This window comes from Kitasatospora sp. NPDC086801, assembly GCF_044745805.1.
In the GTDB taxonomy this organism is placed as follows: domain Bacteria; phylum Actinomycetota; class Actinomycetes; order Streptomycetales; family Streptomycetaceae; genus Kitasatospora.
The window spans coordinates 53,301-70,851 of sequence record NZ_JBIVAX010000042.1; the positions used below are offsets into that span (position 1 = coordinate 53,301).

The window sequence follows — 17,551 nt, forward strand, 5'->3', positions numbered from 1 at the left end:
CCCCGGTGGACCAGAACGACATGGGCGCTGACCTCGCGAAGGTGCTCATCAGCAAGGACGAGATCGACGCCAAGCTCCTGGAGCTGGCCGAGCGCATCGACCGGGACTACGCAGGCAAGGATCTGCTGATCGTCGGCGTCCTCAAGGGGGCTGTGATGGTCATGGCCGACCTCGCCCGGACCCTGCACTCGCAGGTCACCATGGACTGGATGGCGGTGTCCTCCTACGGCATGGGCACCAAGTCCTCCGGCGTGGTCCGCATCCTGAAGGACCTGGACACCGACATCGCCGGCCGGGACGTCCTGATCGTCGAGGACATCATCGACTCCGGGCTGACCCTGTCCTGGCTGCTGGGCAACCTGAGCTCGCGCGGCCCGGCCTCGCTGGAGGTCTGCGCCCTGCTCCGCAAGCCGGACGCGGCCAAGGTCGAGATCGACGTGAAGTACGTCGGTTTCGACATTCCGAACGAGTTCGTGGTCGGCTACGGCCTGGACTACGCGGAGAAGCTGCGTAACCTGCCCTTCATCGGGACGCTCGCCCCGCACGTCTACGGGGGTTGAGAGCTCCGTTCGGGCTACGGATGGGAACAGGAGCCGGTTCCCGCCCGTTGGACCGGGCGGACAAAGAACGACAGCCGTGTCGCTGTGCTCCCGCCACGGGCGGGTGCGACTGCGGTACGGTCCATTAAAACCGCTCTTCACATGAGCACCGACCAGGATGCGCCGGCGGCCCCCAGCCCCGCGGCGCCGTTGAGTGGCAGGAGGGACGGGGCGGCAACGCCCCGCATGGATGGACGTCAAGCGATACTTCCGTGCGCCGATCATGTGGATCGTGCTGGCCGTCCTCGCCGTCATCGTGTTGATGCAGGTCGTTTCGGATTCGAACGGCTACAAGACGGTGGACACCGGTCAGGTCGTCGCGGCGATCGACGCCAAGCAGGTCAAGTCCGCGCAGATCACCACTGGTGACTCGAACACGATCAAGATCCAGTTGAAGGACGGCGCCACGCTGTCCAACGCCGGCACCGGCAAGACGCCGTCCGGCAGCAAGTTCCAGGCCTCGTACATCGGCGACCAGGGTGTTGCGATCGCCGACAAGCTCCAGGCCCAGATCAACGACAACGACCAGAGCACGCTCGCCGAGGGCTACACCATCAGCCCCGAGAAGCAGAGCACCTTCGTCAGCCTGCTGCTGTCGATGCTCCCGATCGTCATCATCGTGCTGGTCTTCCTGTTCCTGATGAATCAGATGCAGGGCGGCGGCTCCCGGGTCATGCAGTTCGGCAAGTCCAAGGCCAAGCTGCTCACCAAGGACACCCCGAAGACGACCTTCTCGGACGTCGCGGGCGCCGACGAGGCGGTCGAGGAACTCCACGAGATCAAGGAGTTCCTGCAGGAGCCGGCCAAGTTCCAGGCCGTCGGCGCCAAGATCCCCAAGGGTGTGCTGCTCTACGGCCCGCCCGGTACCGGTAAGACCCTGCTGGCGCGTGCCGTCGCGGGCGAGGCCGGGGTGCCGTTCTACTCGATCTCCGGCTCGGACTTCGTCGAGATGTTCGTGGGTGTCGGCGCCAGCCGCGTCCGCGACCTCTTCGAGCAGGCCAAGGCGAACGCCCCGGCGATCGTCTTCGTCGACGAGATCGACGCCGTCGGCCGGCACCGCGGTGCGGGTCTGGGCGGCGGCCACGACGAGCGCGAGCAGACCCTCAACCAGCTGCTGGTCGAGATGGACGGCTTCGACGTCAAGGGTGGCGTGATCCTGATCGCGGCCACCAACCGCCCCGACATCCTGGACCCGGCGCTGCTGCGCCCGGGCCGCTTCGACCGCCAGATCGCGGTCGAGCGCCCCGACCTCCAGGGCCGGCTGGACATCCTCAAGGTGCACCAGAAGGGCAAGCCGATCGCGCCCGACGTCGACCTCTCGGCCGTCGCCAAGCGCACCCCCGGCTTCACCGGCGCGGACCTGTCGAACGTCCTCAACGAGGCCGCTCTGCTGACCGCCCGTTCGGACAAGAAGCTGATCGACAACGGCATCCTGGACGAGGCGATCGACCGCGTCGTGGCCGGTCCGCAGAAGCGCACTCGGATCATGTCCGAGAAGGAGAAGAAGATCACCGCGTACCACGAGGGCGGCCACGCCCTGGTGGCGGCGGCGTGCCCCAACAGCGACCCGGTGCACAAGATCACGATCCTGTCGCGCGGCCGGGCCCTCGGCTACACCATGGTGCTGCCGGAGGAGGACAAGTACTCCACCACCCGCAACGAGATGCTCGACCAGCTGGCGTACATGCTGGGCGGGCGCGCGGCGGAGGAGCTGGTCTTCCACGACCCGACCACCGGTGCGTCGAACGACATCGAGAAGGCCACCGCCACCGCCCGGGCCATGGTGACCCAGTACGGCATGACCGAGCGGCTCGGCGCCATCAAGTTCGGCTCGGACAACGCGGAGCCGTTCCTGGGCCGTGAGATGGGCCACCAGCGCGACTACTCGGAAGAGGTCGCCGGGCTGGTGGACGAAGAGGTCAAGAAGCTCATCGAGAACGCGCACAACGAGGCCTGGGAGATCCTGGTCGAGAACCGCGACGTGCTCGACAACCTGGTTCTGGAGCTCCTGGAGAAGGAGACCCTGAACAAGGAGCAGATCGCGGAGATCTTCACCCCGATCGTCAAGCGCCCGGCCCGGCCGGCCTGGACGGGCTCGTCCCGTCGCACGCCGTCCACCCGGCCGCCGGTGCAGTCCCCGAAGGAGCTGGCGCTCACCAACGGCGCCGCCACGACCGACACCGCCCCGGTGGACATCGTGAAGCTCCCGCAGCTGCCGACCGGGGAACCGCCCGTGGAGGGCTGATCCCGCGCACCGTACGGAATGGATGCCGCGTCACCGGGGTTTGTACCCTGGAGACGCGGCATCCGTGCTGTTCAGCAAAGTCGTCCCAAGTAAGCGAGGCCCGCATGATCGACCCGGTGACGCTCGACGGTCCGCCCACCGTCGGGACCTTCGACCAGAAGCGGGCCGAGAACGCCATCCGCGAGCTGTTGCTCGCCGTGGGGGAGGACCCGGACCGCGAGGGGCTGCTGGAGACCCCGGCCCGGGTCGCGCGCGCCTACAAGGAGATATTCGCGGGCCTCTGGCAGGAGCCCGAGGACGTCCTCACCACCACCTTCGACCTTGGGCACGACGAGATGGTGCTCGTGAAGGACATCGAGCTGACGTCCGTCTGCGAGCACCACCTGGTGCCGTTCCGCGGCGTGGCGCACGTCGGGTACATCCCGTCCCCCAGCGGCAAGATCACCGGCCTGTCCAAGCTGGCCCGGCTGGTCGACGTCTACGCCCGCCGCCCGCAGGTGCAGGAGCGGCTGACCAGCCAGGTGGCCGACGCGCTGATGCGGATCCTGGAGCCGCGCGGGGCGATCGTCGTGGTCGAGTGCGAGCACATGTGCATGTCGATGCGCGGCATCCGCAAGCCCGGCGCCAAGACCATCACCTCGTGCGTCCGCGGCCAGCTGCGCGACCCGGCCACCCGGGCCGAGGCGATGAGCCTCATCATCGGTCGGTAGGGATCGGCCGGCCGGTCCGGGGGCCCGGGCCGGCCGCCACCCGCCCGCGTCAGCCGAGCCGCTGGCCGATCCACTCCAGCGAGGACGGCAGCTCACGGGTCCAGCTGTCGAAGTTGTGGCCGCCGTCGTCGAGGTAGAGCGAGTCGACCTTGAACTGCGGGTTGGCCGCCGCGACCTGCTGGGCGTGGTCGACGAACTGGAGGGTCTGGGCGAAGTCGACCTCCTTGCGGGAGGAGACCACCAGCAGCGAGAGGGCGGGGGCCGGGAGGTTCGTCAGCCGCCAGTCGAGGTCGCTCTGCTGGGCCAGGCCGGTGTCGCCGTTGAACAGGTCGCCACCGGTGAACTGGTCCTCCTTGACCTTGTAGTCGCCGTGCAGGCCCACCGCGCTGCTGTAGACGTTCGGGAAGCGCATCGCCAGCCGCAGCGCGCAGCTGCCCCCGGTCGAGTAGCCGAAGACGGACCAGGAGGCGGCCGAGCGGCCGGTCCGGTAGGTGGTGCGGAGCGCCTCCGGCAGGTCCTTGGTGAACCAGGTCTCGGTGCGCGGGCCGCCGGGGACGTCCACGCACTCGGTGTCGCGCGGCGGGGCGACGGTCGGGCGGGCCATGACCACGATGGTCGGCGGCATCTTGCCGGACTTCTGCATCTCGGCCGCGGTGCGCAGGACGGGCAGCTCCTTCAGCAGGTTGAGCGTGGTGCCGGGGAAGCCGGAGATGGTCACCAGGACGGGGAAGCGGACCAGGGCGAACTTCGGGTCGAAGTACTCGGGCGGCAGGTAGACGAACATCTGGTCGGACAGTCCGGTCTCCTTGCCGGTGACCCGGACCGACTCGACCTTGCCGACCTCCTCGGGCGCCCCCTTGGGCAGGTCGGTGACGGTCTCCAGACCGCCCTCGCCGGTCGGCTGGATCGGCTCGTCCGAGGCCGGGGTACCGCCCTTGTGGTTCTCGTTGCTGGTCAGCGCGAGCTTGGTGCCGCCGGGGCTGAGCAGGTCGTCCCACGAGGTGTAGAACCCGAAGGAGTTGTTCACCGCCAGCGCCAGCACGGCCACGACCGCGACCTGAGTGACGGCCAGCAGGCCGATCCGGCCCAGGACGGGTAGCGGGCGCTGGGGCGCCAGTCGCGGCCAGATCCACAGGGTGGTGACGAGGGCCGCAGCGCCGAGTGCGAGCAGCGAGTTCACCAGCGCGTCGCTGGTCAGTTCCATGCAGTCGGCCTTCCGATGGGACGGTGTCGGTGCACGCTTCATCGTCTGGCGGTCCGTCAGCTCCGGCCACCGCGGCTAGGCTGTCCGGGGCCCGGGCGAGCCGGGAGGGCGGGGGGAGCCGCAGGCAACCGGCGCCCTAGAATGCGGCGTCCACCGTACGTACGGCGTACCGGAGGACCCTGCCGCGCCACGCGGCGGCAGGCCCTCGGCTCCCACCCCCGGCTCAACCGCAGCGCGCCCACGGCACCGGATTACCGACCGTTTCCGGATCCTTGGTATGCGCATTGCCTGATGAAGGAAAAGGCATGAAGGTCCATCACACGTGCTCCCCCGGAGTGACCGGACGGCGTCCCGCAGCCTCTACGCTGAGCTTCCATGAGCGTTCCCGTGTCCGTTGAGCCGAGCCCCGAGCAGCCGCGTCGTCGTCGCGGCCTGCAGACGCTTCGCACCCAGGCGGCGTCCGTTCCGAGGGCCTGGCTGCCAGGCGCGGTCGGGTACGCCTGTCTGCTGATCGGGCTGGTCGACATCGCGAGCGCGGTGTTCCCCAAGCTCCGGCACTCCAAGATGCACACCTTCACCGGGCAACTGCCCGGCGGCACCACCTCGCTGGCCGCGGTCGGGACGATGATGATCGGCCTGCTGCTGGTGCTGCTCGCGCACGCGCTGCGCCGGCGCAAGCGGCGGGCCTGGCGGGCGGTGTGCGTGCTGCTGCCGGTCGGCGCCGCGCTGCACATCGTGCGCTGGCACCAGATCGGCCCGGCGGTGGTCTCGCTGGCGGTCTTCGTGGTGATGCTGGTGCACCAGCGCGAGTTCTACGCCAAGGCCGACCCGCGCACCCGCTGGCGGGCGCTGGTCAACCTGATCGTGATGGGCGCCGTCAGCGTGCTGCTCGGCCTGCTGATCGTGAGCACCCGGACCAAGTACGAGATCGGCTACCCGGCCCTGTCCGAGCGCCTCCAGCACGTCGTGTACGGGCTGTTCGGCTTCGAGGGGCCGATCCGGTACAACAACGTCCGGATGTCCGACCTGGTCGCCTACCTGCTCGGCGGACTGGGCCTGCTGACCGCCTTCACCACCGCCTACCTGGCGCTGCGCCCGGGCAAGCCCAAGCCGGAGCTGACCCCGGAGGACGAGGAGAAGGTCCGCGAGCTGCTCGCCCGGCACGGCGAGCGCGACTCGCTCGGCTACTTCGCGCTGCGCCGCGACAAGAGCGTGCTGTTCTCGCCCACCGGCAAGGCCGCGATCTCCTACCGGGTGGTCTCCGGCGTGATGCTGGCCTCCGGCGACCCGGTCGGCGACGTCGAGGCCTGGCCGGGCGCGATCAAGGTGTTCATGGCCGAGGCCCGCGAGCACGCCTGGGTGCCGGCCGTGATGGGCTGCAGCGAGGTCGGCGGCGAGGTCTGGACCCGCGAGGCGGGCCTGGACGCGCTGGAGCTGGGCGACGAGGCGATCGTCGACACCGCGACCTTCTCGCTCGCCGGCCGGGCCATGCGCAACGTGCGCCAGATGGTCAAGCGGATCGAGCGCAACGGCTACTCCTGCCAGGTGCGCCGGGTCTCCGACCTCAGCGTGGAGGAGAAGTACCGGATCGCCGACGCCGCCGCCCGCTGGCGCGGCACCGACACCGAGCGCGGCTTCTCGATGGCCCTCGGGCGCTTCGGCGACCCGCTGGACGACGACTGCGTGGTGGTCACCGCCCACAAGGCCCCCGAGGAGGGCGAGAGCGGCGACGACCTGAAGGCCGTGCTGCACTTCGTGCCCTGGGGGCCGGACGGCATCTCGCTGGAGCTGATGCGCCGCGACCGCGCCGCCGACCCGGGCCTGAACGAACTGCTGATCGTCGCCGCCCTGCAGGCCGTGCCCGCGATGGGCGTGCGCCGGGTGTCGCTCAACTTCGCGATGTTCCGCTCGGCGCTGGCCCGCGGCGAGCGGATCGGCGCGGGACCGGTGCTGCGGGCCTGGCGCGGCCTGCTGGTGTTCCTCTCGCGCTGGTTCCAGATCGAGTCGCTGTACAAGTTCAACGCCAAGTTCCAGCCCGAGTGGGAGCCGCGCTTCCTGGTCTTCCCGAACACCCGGGACCTGCCGCGGATCGGCTTCGCCGCGATGCAGGCCGAGGCCTTCATCACCCTCGGGATGCCGCGCTTCGGCCGCCGGCGCCAGCGGGAGGGCCTGATGCCCACCCCGGGTGCCCGCGAGGTCACCGAGGCCGCCTGAGACGTCGCCGCGACGAACGGGGCCCCCGCCGAGAATCCTCGGCGGGGGCCCCGTTCGATAATGGGCGCATGAGCAACTCGCCGTCCTTCTCGCTGCCGGCCGGACTGCCGCGGCTCGACCGCTGCGCCGTGATGGGTGTGGTCAACGTCACGCCCGACTCCTTCTCGGACGGCGGCCTCTGGCACGACCCCGCCAAGGCGATCGCGCACGGGCTCGCCCTGCGCGCCCGCGGCGCGGACCTGGTGGACGTCGGGGGCGAGTCCACCCGGCCCGGCTCGCAGCGGGTGCCCGAGGAGGAGGAGCTGCGCCGGGTGCTGCCCGTGGTGCGCGAGCTCGCCGCCGCCGGGGTGGTGGTGTCGGTCGACACCATGCGGGCCTCCGTCGCCGAGCAGGCCGTGGAGGCCGGTGCCGCGCTCGTCAACGACGTCTCCGGCGGGCTCGCCGACCCGGCGATGGCCCGGGTGGTCGCCGACACCGGCGCACCGTTCGTGGTGATGCACTGGCGCGGGCAGTCCGCGGACATGGACCAGCTGGCGGTCTACCGGGACGTGGTGGCGGACGTGGTCGCCGAGCTGGCCGTCCGGGTGGACGCGCTGCTGGCGGCCGGGGTCAAGGAGGACCAGCTGGTCCTCGACCCGGGGCTCGGCTTCGCCAAGACCTCCGAGCACAACTGGGCGCTGCTCGGCCGACTGGACGCGCTCACCGCGCTCGGCCGTCCCGTCCTCGTCGCCGCATCGCGCAAGCGGTTCCTGGGTACGCTGCTGGCCGACCCGCAAACCGGGGCGCTGCGCCCGGCCCGGGAGCGCGACGACGCGACCGCCGCGGTGTCGGTGCTGTCGGCCCAGGCCGGCGCCTGGGCGGTGCGGGTGCACGACGTGTCCGGCACGGCGGATGCCGTCCGGGTGGTCGCGGCCTGGCAGCACGCGGCCCGGCAAGGGGTGAGGGAGGGTCTGTGACAGGTGACGGCAGGCTGAGCGGCGGGACGGCCGGCCAGGCCCGCGAGGCGGACCTGGAGGCGGTGCTCGCGGCGAACCAGGCGCTCTACCAGGCGCTGGAGGAGGGGGACCTGGAGGCGGTCGAGGACGCCTGGCTGGGCGCCGCGGACGCGGACGACAAGGGCGGCGTGGTGTGCGTGCACCCCGGCTGGCCGGTGCTGCGCGGGCGGGCGCAGGTGACCCGCTCGTACATGCTGATCATGATGAACACGGAGTACATCCAGTTCTTCCTGACCGATGTCGAGGCCGAGGTCCACGGAGATGTGGCCCTTGTCACGTGCACCGAGAACATCCTCTCCGGCGGCGAGGCGGAGGAGGAGGGGGAACTCGGCCCGCTGGTCGGCGGAAAGGTCGTCTCGACGAATCTGTTCCGCCGTACCCCGGCCGGGTGGAAGCTCTGGTCGCACCACGGTTCACCCGTTCTGACCAGCGGCGACGACGAGGACGAGGACTGATTCGGACGGCCTTCGGAAAACGCCGCAGGGAGGTCGCCCGGGAATTTCCGAGTGGTCACCGAACGTTCACGTCAATCGCCATTCCGGTGCGCGTGGCGACGGTTCGTGCCGGGTAGGACGGTCAGACGTTGTCAGCGCCCGCGGGTAGATTCGAGACGGAGTGGCGGGTGTGCTGCCCGCCTTCGCCCCGCTCGTCCATGCCATTCTCCGGGTGGGGCCCGTCCGACTGGGAGCAGTGATTCGTTTGCTGGACCGCGTCACCCTGCGGGGGCTGCGTGCCCGGGGCCACCACGGCGTCTTCGAGCGCGAGCGCGTCGAGGGCCAGACCTTCGTGGTCGACCTCGTGCTGTACCTGGACACCCGCCCCGCCGCGTCCGGCGACGACCTCACCCGCACGGCGCACTACGGCCTCGTGGCCGAGGAGGTCACCGCGATCATCGCCGGGGAGCCGGTCGACCTGATCGAGACCCTGGCCCAGCGCATCGCCGACCAGTGCCTGAAGCACGAAGCGGTCGAGGAGGTCGAGGTGACCGTGCACAAGCCCGACGCCCCGATCACCGTGCCGTTCGACGACGTGACCGTGACCATCCACCGGGGCCGCGCATGACCGCCGACGCGCGCCCCGTTCCAGTTGCAGAGGGATCTCGATGAGCACCAGCGACCCGACCGCCTCGCCGACCACGTTCGACCTGGAGAGCCGGGTGGACTCCGCCGACACCACACTGCACAGCCAGCGCTGCGCCGTGATCGCGCTCGGCAGCAACCTGGGCAACCGCCTGGACACCCTCCAGGGCGCCGTCGACGCGCTCGCCGACACCCCCGGGCTCAAGATCAAGGCCGTCTCCGCGGTCTACGAGACCGAGGCCGTCGGCGGCCCCGGGGAACAGCCCAACTACTACAACGCGGTCGTCGTGCTGCGCACCTCGCTGCCGCCGCGCGACCTGCTGGAGCGCGGCAACGCGATCGAGGACGCCTTCGGGCGGGTCCGGACGGTGCACTGGGGTCCGCGGACCCTGGACGTCGACATCCTGGCCTACGAGGGCGTGCTCAGCGACGACCCGCAGCTGCTGCTGCCGCACCCGCGCTCGCACGAGCGGGCCTTCGTGCTCGCCCCCTGGCTGGACGCCCAGCCGGAGGCCGAGGTGCCCGGGCACGGGCAGGTCGGCGAACTGCTGGACGCGCTCGGCGGCCCGGGCGCGCAGGGCGTCCGGCGGCGGGACGACATCCGGCTGACGCTGCCGGAGTGACCTGCCACGGCCCGGCGGCCCGGTGAGGGCGGCCGGGGAACTCGACCGGGGGGCCCGGCCGTACGAGTAGGTGTCCGCCGTTCGTGCGGGTGCCCGCCCGGTCGGGCCCGGTACGGTGGCCTGGCGCCACCGCGCCGGGCCACCGGGCGACGGCCGGCTCTGGTAACCCCGGGAAGGACCTCCTCCGAGTGAAGCTGCTTCGCCTCCGCCTGCTGGTCGGCATCACCGCTGCTACCACGGCGCTGTCCTGGGCCGGTGCCAAGCTCTGGGCCTCCCTGGACACGCTGCCGGCCGTGCCGGTCGCGGCGCCGGTGGTGCTGGCGGCGGTGGCGGTGGTCCTGCTGGCGACCGCGCTCTCGCTGCGGTCCCGGCTGAAGGCGGTGCGCGAGCGGCAGCCCGGCGCGAAGGGCGTCGACCCGCTGCTGGCGGCCCGGGCGGTGGTGCTGGGGCAGGCCAGCGCGCTGGTCTCGGCGGTGGCCACCGGCGTCTACGCGGGCGCGGGGATCTTCCTGCTGGGCGAGCTGGACGTGTCGGCGCGCAAGGACCAGGCCGTCACGGCCGGGCTCGCGGTGCTGGCCGGGGCCGCGGTGATCGCGGCGGCGCTCTGGCTGCAGCACGTGTGCAAGCTGCCGGAGAACCACGACGATCCGGCCGGCCCGGCGGCCTCGCACCACTGAGCAGGGCTTTTTTCGTGATCTTGAGTGAAACGCCGGGCACGTGCGGTAAAACTTGCGCACTGTCAAGGGCGGAAGAGGACCCTGGGCTGACACGGCCCCAATTCGCACGCTAGTTTCTTGGCATGTCTCGCGGACGCCACCGTCATTCCTCCGTCCTCGGCCGGATCTTTCCCCCCACCGCCGCCGGCGTGCTGCTCGTCGCTGCGCTGGCCGCTCTGCTTTTCAGTCGGGACGCCGTCCTGGTGCGCTCGGTGGGTGTCGCGGGGGTGGTCGCGATGCTCGGCTTCGCGCTGTTGCTGCGGCAGCGGGACAAGGCGGCCCGGGCGGCCGCCGAGATGGCCGCGGCGCAGCGGTTGCGGGCCGAGGAGCGGTTCGAGGAGCAGCTGGCGGAGGCCGAGTACGCGGCGGAGGTCGCCGAGGAGCGGGCCACCCGGTTCGGGCGGCGGCTGACGGCGGAGAAGTCGCGGCTGGCGAAGGCCGAGACCGAGATCGCCCGGCTGCTGCGGGAGCGGGCCGTGACGGTGGCCGAGCAGGCGCTCAAGGAGGCCGAGGCGGCCCAGCGGGCGCTCGCTGCGAGCCGCCCCAAGTACCCGGCCAGCCCGGCCGCGTTCGTCCGTGCCGCGTCCGTGCTGCGGCTGCTGGAGCGGCGGGCGGCGGAGCAGGAGGCGCGGCGGGAGCGGACGGCGGGCTCGGAGGTCGCGCTGCGGGCGCGTACGGCGCCGGCCGCTGCGGCCCCGGTGCCCGCGCCCGCGCCCGCCGTGGTGGCACCCTCGGTGCCGGCGCCGGTGGCCCCCGCGGTGCCCACCCCGGGGCAGGCTCCGGTGGCACAGGCACAGGCACAGGCACAGGCACAGGCACAGGCACAGGCGCCGACGCCGGTGCGGCCCGCGCCGGTGCGCCCGGCGCTGACCGCCACCGTCGGGCAGCTCGGCGGGACGCCGGGTGCTCCGGTCGCGGCGGCGCCCGCGCCCGCGCCGGCGGAGCGGCAGCGGCCGCGGTCGGCGCAGTCCGGGGCGGCGCGCGGGCCGGGCTTCAGCTTCTTCGGCCGTGGTGCGGGCCCGGTCGTGCGGGCGGCGGCTCCGGCTCCGGCGGTGGGCAGCATCGACGAGCTGGGCGAGCGGACGGACCTGGCCGACGTGGTGGGCGACGAGGCGGTGGCCGCGCAGGCGAAGGCCGAGGCCCAGGAAGCCCAGGAAGCCCAGGAGGCGCAGGAGGTCGTGGCCGGTTCGCAGGCGTCGCAGCCGGCGGTCGAGCCGGCGCCGGGCGCGCCCGCGGTGGTGGACCTGACCCCGGAGGACGAGACCGAGCTGATCCAGCTGCCGGAGCTGCGCGCCTCGCGCTGAGCCCGGGCTGGGTACGCGAAAGCGGCGCGGGACATCGGTGTGACCGATGTCCCGCGCCGCGGTGTTCCAGGGGTCCGCCGGAGGCCCGGCGGGGCGTCAGAGCTGGACGCCGAAGTCCTGGGCGATGCCCGCCAGGCCGGAGGCGTAGCCCTGGCCGACGGCGCGGAACTTCCACTCGCCGCCGTTGCGGTAGAGCTCGCCGAAGATCATGGCGGTCTCGGTGGCGGCGTCCTCGGAGAGGTCGTAGCGGGCGATCTCGGCGCCGCCGGCGGCGTTCACCACGCGGATGTACGCGTTGCGGACCTGGCCGAAGCTCTGGCCGCGGGTGGTTCCGTCGTAGATGGTGACGGGGAAGGTGATCTTGACCGCCTCGGCCGGCAGGCCGGCCAGGTTGACGTTGATCGACTCGTCGTCGCCCGCGCCCTCGCCGGTGCGGTTGTCACCGGTGTGCACGACGGTGTTGTCCGGGCTGCTGGTGTTGTTGAAGAAGACGAAGTGCCCGTTGGAGAGCACCTTGCCGTCCGCGTTCAGGACGATCGCGCTGGCGTCGAGGTCGAATTCGGCGCCGGTCGTGGTCCGGACGTCCCAGCCCAGGCCGACACTGACCGCGGACAGGCCGGGGGCCTCCTTGGTCAGCGAGACGTTGCCACCCTTGGAGAGGCTCACTGGCATGGCGATTGCAGTCCCTTCGTTCGCTTTTTCCGGGACAACGCAATACCCCGGTGGGTTGGTTCCACGGAGTCCGTGAATTCTTCGTGGACGCCAATCCCCGGGCAAAGGCCGGGCAATGCCGGGCAATGCCGGGATCAGATCCGGGGGAACCGGCCCTGCAACGACCAGACGTTCGGATTGTCGGCCAGCTCGGGGTGCATATCGAAGAGATCGGCGAGGGTGTCCTGGAGGAAGTCCCGGGCCTCGCGCCGCAGCTCGCCGTGGCGGACCACGGCGGGCGGCTCGTCCGGCAGCCAGGTCGCGGTGATCTCGACCCAGTTGAAGCGGCGGGCGAACCGCAGCAGTTCGGTGTTCTGGGTGAAGTCGAGGTCGGCGGTCTGCACCCGGGCGGCCCGGCCGCCGTCCGGGTCGCGGTCCAGTTCCTCGGCGATGTCGCACAGCGCCCAGGCGAAGTCGAGCACCGGCACCCACCCCCAGCCGGTGGACAGTTCGGCGCCCTCGGCGTCCAGGTAGACGTCGCCGCAGAACAGGTCGTACCGCAGGGACCGCACCGGGGCGGAGCGGTAGTCCGTCTGCGGGGGGTCGGGGAAGCGGTTGGAGAGGGAGTAGCCGAGCTCGATCACGTACGCCATTGTCCGGGCTGCGGGCGGTGGTGCGGAACCGGGCCGTCGGCCGCCGCGGATAACCGGGTGACCGGGCGGTGCGGGCGCGCGATGATGGACGCATGCCCGAGCCCATCCGCGTACGGGGGTCGGTGGTCGTCCCCGACACCGAGCTCGTCTGGCGCTTCTCGCGTTCCTCCGGCCCCGGTGGCCAGCACGTCAACACCTCCGACAGCAAGGTCGAGCTGCGCTACGACGTGGCGGCGTCCGGGGCGCTGCCCGAGGTGTGGCGCGAGCGCGCGCTGGAGCGGCTGGCCGGGCGGCTGGTGGACGGCCGGGTGCTGGTGATCCAGGCCTCGGAGTTCCGCTCGCAGTGGCGCAACCGGGAGGCGGCCGCGGCCCGGCTGTCGGCGGTGCTGACCGAGGCGTGCGCGCCGCCGCCGAAGGCCCGCCGGGCGACCAGGCCGAGCCGGGGGATGGTCGAGCGCCGGCTGTCCAACAAGCGGCGCCGCTCCGAGCTCAAGCAAGGGCGGCAGTCGCCGCGGGGCGGCGAGTAGCCGGGCGGCTCAGCCGAGGGCGCGGTAGCCGCCGCGGAAGTAGAGCAGCGGGCGGCCGGCCGGGTCGGGCACCGTGGCCTCCAGGACGCGGCCGAGCAGCAGGGTGTGGTCGCCCGCCGGTATCCGCTGCTCGGTGCGGCACTCGACGGTGGCGAGCGCGCCGTCGATCAGCGGGGCGCCGGAGCGCGGGCCGCGGTGGTGCGGGGTGTCCGCGAACAGCAGCCGGTCGCTGAGCCGGCCCTTCATGGCGAAGCGGGAGCCGAGCGCCTTCTGCCCCTCGGCGAGCAGCGAGACCGCCCAGGTGTCGGTGCGGGAGAGCACCTCGTCCATCCGGGAGTCCTCGCGGACCGAGATCAGTACCAGCGGCGGCTCCAGCGACACGGACAGGAAGGACGTGGCGGTCATGCCGACGTCCTCGCCGTCCTCCGGGTCGTGGACGGTCACCAGGCTCACGCCGGAGGCGAGCTGGGAGAGTGCCGCCCGGAACTCGTCGGGCGTGGCGTGGGAGGCAGCTTCGGGCTGCGGGGACGAGTACACGTACCGCACGGTAGTCGGCGGTCGCCGGAATCGGCATCGGGCCGAGGTCGTAGGACCAGCGGCGCACGGGGCGGGGTTGCGGCCGGGGGCGGGACTCACCCTCAGGAGTGAAGCAAGGGGTCTGCCGGGCGGCAGCCGGCTTCAGCGCGAGGCCAATGCGGTCGACCACGGGAAATGTTCCGATAACGCTTTATGTCCCGCTATGGGGCGGATGAGCTGATGAAGGGCGCATTAGTGTCGTGTGATTTGAGTCACAAGTGATGGCCTATTGCTGACCGAGCGTGCCGAACGCTGTGCTCCCTGTGATTCAGTTCTTCTGGCAATCGGACGATAACCAATCAAGAACTATCCGAAGCAGCCGGGGAGCCCCCGCATGGAAGCCGAGTCGGAGCCGTACGTCCGTCTCGCGACCCTCCGCACCTTGCACCGGGTCGTGGCGGACCTCAACGCTGCCCGCAGCCTGGCGGGCACGCTGCAGGCCGTCGTCGAGGGTGCGGTGCACGGGCTCGGCTTCGACGCCGCCGCGGTCAGTCTGGTGCGCCCGGACGGGGACCTCGTGGTGGCGGCCGTCTGGGAGCTGGAGGAGAGCACCATGGGCGGCCCCTCCGTCCTGCTCGGCCAGGTCGGCTCCCGGGAGTCCTGGGACCGGCTGCTCGGCGTCAGCGACCACTGGGGCACCCTGCGCTTCCTGCCGTACGACCGCGGCTGGGCCGTCGCCAGCGACATCCCGCGCTGGATCGGGGACGGCCCGCTGCCCGTCTACGCCAACGACTGGCACCCCGCCGACGGGCTGCTCGCCCCGATGTACAGCGCCGGCGGCGACCTGCTCGGCGTCCTCTCGGTGGACCGCCCGCGCAGCGGCAAGCGGCCCGGCGCGTGGACCCGCGAGGCGCTGGAGATGTTCTCGTTGCAGGCCTCCATCGCGATCGGCAACGCCCGGCTGCGGGCCGAGATGCAACGCGCGCTGGCCCGCCTGGAGAAGGAGCAGCAGGCCCTGCGGGCCAGCGAGGAGAGCTTCCGCCAGGCCTTCGAGTACGCGCCCAGCGGGATGGCCATCACCGAACTGCACGGCGCCGGGCGCGGCCAGCTGACCAGGGTCAACGACGCGCTCTGTCGCCTGCTCGGCCGCCCCCGCGCGGTGCTGCGCCAGCAGAGCTTCGCCGACCTCGTCCACCCCGAGGACCGGGCGCTGCTGGAGCGCACCAGCGCCGAGAGCGGCCGGGCGGAACTGCGGCTGTCCCGGCGGGACGGCGGTTACCAGTGGGTGTGCCTGCGCAACTCGATCGTGGCGGACGCGGCCGAGGGCCCGAGCTTCCTGCTCACCCACGTCGAGGACATCGAGGACCGCAAGCGGCACGAGTTCCAGCTCGCCCACCGGGCCAGCCACGACGCGCTCACCGGCCTGCCGAACAGCGCCGAACTGAAGGCCCGGCTGGCCCGCCGGCTCTGCGCCGAGCCGCAGACCGTCGGGGCCCCCGCCGGGCCGGGCGAGCCGGCCTACCCGGCGCCGTACGGCTACCCGGCCGACTCCTACAGCGCGCACGCCGCCTACGACGGGCTGGAGGGCGCGGACCCGTACGGCGGGCCGGTGCACGGCTACGGGATGCCCGAGGGCGGCCCGCTGCCCGGTCTCGCCCCGGGCTACGGGGAGCACGTGCACGCGGTGGTCCCGGCCGACCAGGGCCCGGGCGGCGAGGCGTGGTCCGTCCCGTTCCGCTCCGGCGTCCCGGCGTCGCTGGACAAGGGGCTCGCGGTGCTCTTCTGCGACCTGGACGGCTTCAAGTCGATCAACGACCGGTTCGGCCACAACGCGGGCGACGCGGTGCTGGTCGAGGTCGCCCGGCGGCTGAGCCAGGCCGTCCGGGACGGCGACACGGTGGCCCGGCTCGGCGGCGACGAGTTCGTCGTGCTGGCCGACGGGATCGGCCGCGAGGAGGCCAAGGACCTGGCCCACCGGCTGCGGGGCGCCATCATCCCGCCGATGCGGATCGACGGCCGGGCGATGCGGGTGGGGGTGAGCCTCGGGGTCGGCTGGGCGGGCTGCGGGATGAGCATCGAGGAGGTGCTGCACACCGCGGACGAGCGGATGTACGACGAGAAGCGGGCCCGGGGCGGCGCCGTGCGGGGCGCGCGGGGCGAGCGCTCGCACCGGCGGGCGGGCTGAGTCGGCCGGCCCTGGTTACCCACGGGTTGTCAAGGGCTCTTTTCCGGCTGTCACGTGGGACAGGTAGGGTTCCCGGGTACGACAGCGTCCATGATCTGCGCCGGCGGCCCGCAGTCCGCGGCGCGAACCGGATGGGGGAGTTGACCACCGTGACGACCGCCGGCAACAACGGAGCGCCCGAGGGCGGTGCCCCGCAGGACGACGACCCGTTCGGCTACCTCTACCGCCCGGCGGAGGGTGCCTCCGGGCAGCCGGCCGAGCCACAGCAGGGCGTGCCCCGGACGCCGTACAGCCGCCCGATGGAGGTCGGCCGGGCCCAGTACGGGCAGCAGCCCTACCAGCCGAGGCCGCAGCAGCCCCAGTACGGCCAGCAGGCGGGGCCGCAGCAGGGCTACCCCGGTGGCCAGCCGCAGCCGTACCCGCCGCAGCAACAGCAGCCCGAGTACGGCACCGCGCCCACCCAGCAGACCCGTTACGCCGAGCACTCCCGGCCGCAGCCGGGGGAGGACCGGTCGAGCAGCGGCCGGAGCAAGGGTGCGGTGATCGGCGCGGTCGCGGTGGTCGCGGCCATCGCGATCGGCGCCGGGATCGCGCTCTCCACGGGCGACCCGGAGCCCGACAAGACCGCCAAGGGCGGTGCCCAGACCACGGCTGCGGCTCCCCCCTCCACCCCGGCGACCGGCAGCGCGTCCACGGGTGCCTCTCCCTCGGCCAGCACGACCGTGGCGGCCGGCCCGTCGGCCGTGGACGCGGCCCAGCTGCAGGCCCAGAACGCGCCGTCCGGCAACAGCGTCAAGGGCGCCAAGTCCGCCGACGGCAGCTACCTGACGCTCCAGCAGGGCGGCTCGGTGACCTGGAACGGCGAGATCGCCACGGCCGGGACGTACAAGCTGACCGTGCACTTCAACAACTCCGGCGCGGACGTGAAGGGTGCGGCCGCCGTGAACGGCAAGGACTGGCCGAGCGGGCTGGCCTTCAAGAACTACTCGCCCGGCAAGGACCCGGCGTCCTCCTGGTACACCACCTGGATACTTCCGCAGCTCCAGGCCGGGGCGAACAGCATCACCATCACCGCGCCGTCCGGTCCGGTCCTGATCGACCAGATCACCGTCGAGCCGAGCAGCTGAGCCGGAACGCGAGACGGCCGCCCGTCCCCGTGGGGGAAGGGCGGCCGTCGGCGTTCGGGCGGGCCGTCAGACGGGCTTCACCACGTCGAAGCGCTCGCCGCCGAGGACCCAGCGGCCGCGGCGCATGACGGCGACCAGGTCGTAGCCCGCGGAGTCGAGCACGACCAGGTCGGCGTGCTTGCCCGCCTCCAGCGAGCCGATCG

Annotated in this window: 17 protein-coding genes; 13 read left to right on the top strand and 4 right to left on the bottom strand. The window is 72.1% G+C overall.

Annotated elements, in window-relative coordinates; translation table 11 throughout:
- The first annotated feature begins 5 nt into the window (after positions 1–5).
- From hpt to folE, 3 genes are all read left to right on the top strand, one after another.
- A complete protein-coding gene (gene hpt / locus ACIPLC_RS31460; protein ID WP_350553213.1) occupies positions 6–560 on the top strand; it encodes a hypoxanthine phosphoribosyltransferase in 555 nt (184 codons plus the stop codon).
- A 229-nt stretch (positions 561–789) separates the two neighbouring features.
- The gene (gene ftsH, locus ACIPLC_RS31465) at positions 790–2,844 is read left to right on the top strand and encodes an ATP-dependent zinc metalloprotease FtsH (RefSeq protein WP_400476432.1); all 2,055 of its coding nucleotides are present in this window, start codon (positions 790–792) and stop codon (positions 2,842–2,844) included.
- A 104-nt stretch (positions 2,845–2,948) separates the two neighbouring features.
- A complete protein-coding gene (gene folE, locus ACIPLC_RS31470; RefSeq protein WP_266311788.1) occupies positions 2,949–3,554 on the top strand; it encodes a GTP cyclohydrolase I FolE in 606 nt (201 codons plus the stop codon).
- Positions 3,555–3,603: 49 nt separating this feature from the next.
- Here the strand turns inward: folE and ACIPLC_RS31475 are convergent, their stop codons facing one another.
- A complete protein-coding gene (locus ACIPLC_RS31475; protein WP_400476433.1) occupies positions 3,604–4,758 on the bottom strand; it encodes an alpha/beta hydrolase in 1,155 nt (384 codons plus the stop codon).
- Positions 4,759–5,133: 375 nt separating this feature from the next.
- On the opposite strand from ACIPLC_RS31475, the gene ACIPLC_RS31480 reads away from it, so the two are divergent.
- From ACIPLC_RS31480 to ACIPLC_RS31510, 7 genes are all read left to right on the top strand, one after another.
- Positions 5,134–6,972 (top strand): phosphatidylglycerol lysyltransferase domain-containing protein, encoded by a 1,839-nt coding sequence (locus ACIPLC_RS31480; protein WP_400476434.1) that lies wholly within the window; start codon positions 5,134–5,136, stop codon positions 6,970–6,972.
- Positions 6,973–7,040: 68 nt separating this feature from the next.
- Positions 7,041–7,928, top strand: coding sequence for a dihydropteroate synthase (folP, locus tag ACIPLC_RS31485; RefSeq protein WP_400476435.1), 888 nt, complete (start codon positions 7,041–7,043; stop codon positions 7,926–7,928).
- Positions 7,925–8,422, top strand: coding sequence for a nuclear transport factor 2 family protein (locus tag ACIPLC_RS31490; protein WP_400476436.1), 498 nt, complete (start codon positions 7,925–7,927; stop codon positions 8,420–8,422). Before folP ends, ACIPLC_RS31490 begins: the two co-directional genes overlap by 4 nt.
- A 247-nt stretch (positions 8,423–8,669) precedes the next feature.
- On the top strand, positions 8,670–9,029 hold the full coding sequence (folB, locus tag ACIPLC_RS31495) for a dihydroneopterin aldolase (protein WP_400476449.1): 360 nt from the start codon (positions 8,670–8,672) through the stop codon (positions 9,027–9,029).
- A gap of 40 nt (positions 9,030–9,069) precedes the next feature.
- Positions 9,070–9,669, top strand: coding sequence for a 2-amino-4-hydroxy-6-hydroxymethyldihydropteridine diphosphokinase (folK, locus tag ACIPLC_RS31500; RefSeq protein WP_350885211.1), 600 nt, complete (start codon positions 9,070–9,072; stop codon positions 9,667–9,669).
- A gap of 188 nt (positions 9,670–9,857) precedes the next feature.
- Entirely contained in the window at positions 9,858–10,346 is a 489-nt protein-coding gene (locus ACIPLC_RS31505) for a DUF3180 domain-containing protein (RefSeq protein WP_400476437.1), read from the top strand.
- A 122-nt stretch (positions 10,347–10,468) separates the two neighbouring features.
- Complete coding sequence (locus ACIPLC_RS31510) at positions 10,469–11,689, top strand: hypothetical protein (protein ID WP_400476438.1); 1,221 nt, start codon at positions 10,469–10,471, stop codon at positions 11,687–11,689.
- A 96-nt stretch (positions 11,690–11,785) separates the two neighbouring features.
- Here ACIPLC_RS31510 and ACIPLC_RS31515 read toward each other — a convergent pair whose 3' ends face one another.
- The gene (locus tag ACIPLC_RS31515) at positions 11,786–12,361 is read right to left on the bottom strand and encodes a TerD family protein (protein WP_400476439.1); all 576 of its coding nucleotides are present in this window, start codon (positions 12,359–12,361) and stop codon (positions 11,786–11,788) included.
- 134 nt (positions 12,362–12,495) lie between these two features.
- The gene (locus tag ACIPLC_RS31520) at positions 12,496–12,993 is read right to left on the bottom strand and encodes a hypothetical protein (RefSeq protein WP_400476440.1); all 498 of its coding nucleotides are present in this window, start codon (positions 12,991–12,993) and stop codon (positions 12,496–12,498) included.
- Positions 12,994–13,085: 92 nt separating this feature from the next.
- Between ACIPLC_RS31520 and arfB the strand changes: the two genes are divergently transcribed.
- Complete coding sequence (gene arfB / locus ACIPLC_RS31525; protein WP_400476441.1) at positions 13,086–13,520, top strand: alternative ribosome rescue aminoacyl-tRNA hydrolase ArfB; 435 nt, start codon at positions 13,086–13,088, stop codon at positions 13,518–13,520.
- 9 nt (positions 13,521–13,529) lie between these two features.
- On the opposite strand, the gene ACIPLC_RS31530 is transcribed toward arfB, so the two are convergent.
- Positions 13,530–14,066: a flavin reductase family protein gene (locus ACIPLC_RS31530; RefSeq protein ID WP_400476442.1), complete on the bottom strand. Its 537-nt coding sequence runs from the start codon at positions 14,064–14,066 to the stop codon at positions 13,530–13,532.
- Between the two features lie 364 nt (positions 14,067–14,430).
- On the opposite strand from ACIPLC_RS31530, the gene ACIPLC_RS31535 reads away from it, so the two are divergent.
- On the top strand, positions 14,431–16,221 hold the full coding sequence (locus tag ACIPLC_RS31535; RefSeq protein WP_400476443.1) for a diguanylate cyclase domain-containing protein: 1,791 nt from the start codon (positions 14,431–14,433) through the stop codon (positions 16,219–16,221).
- Between the two features lie 140 nt (positions 16,222–16,361).
- The gene (locus tag ACIPLC_RS31540; protein WP_400476444.1) at positions 16,362–17,348 is read left to right on the top strand and encodes a hypothetical protein; all 987 of its coding nucleotides are present in this window, start codon (positions 16,362–16,364) and stop codon (positions 17,346–17,348) included.
- Positions 17,349–17,551: the final 203 nt, after the last annotated feature.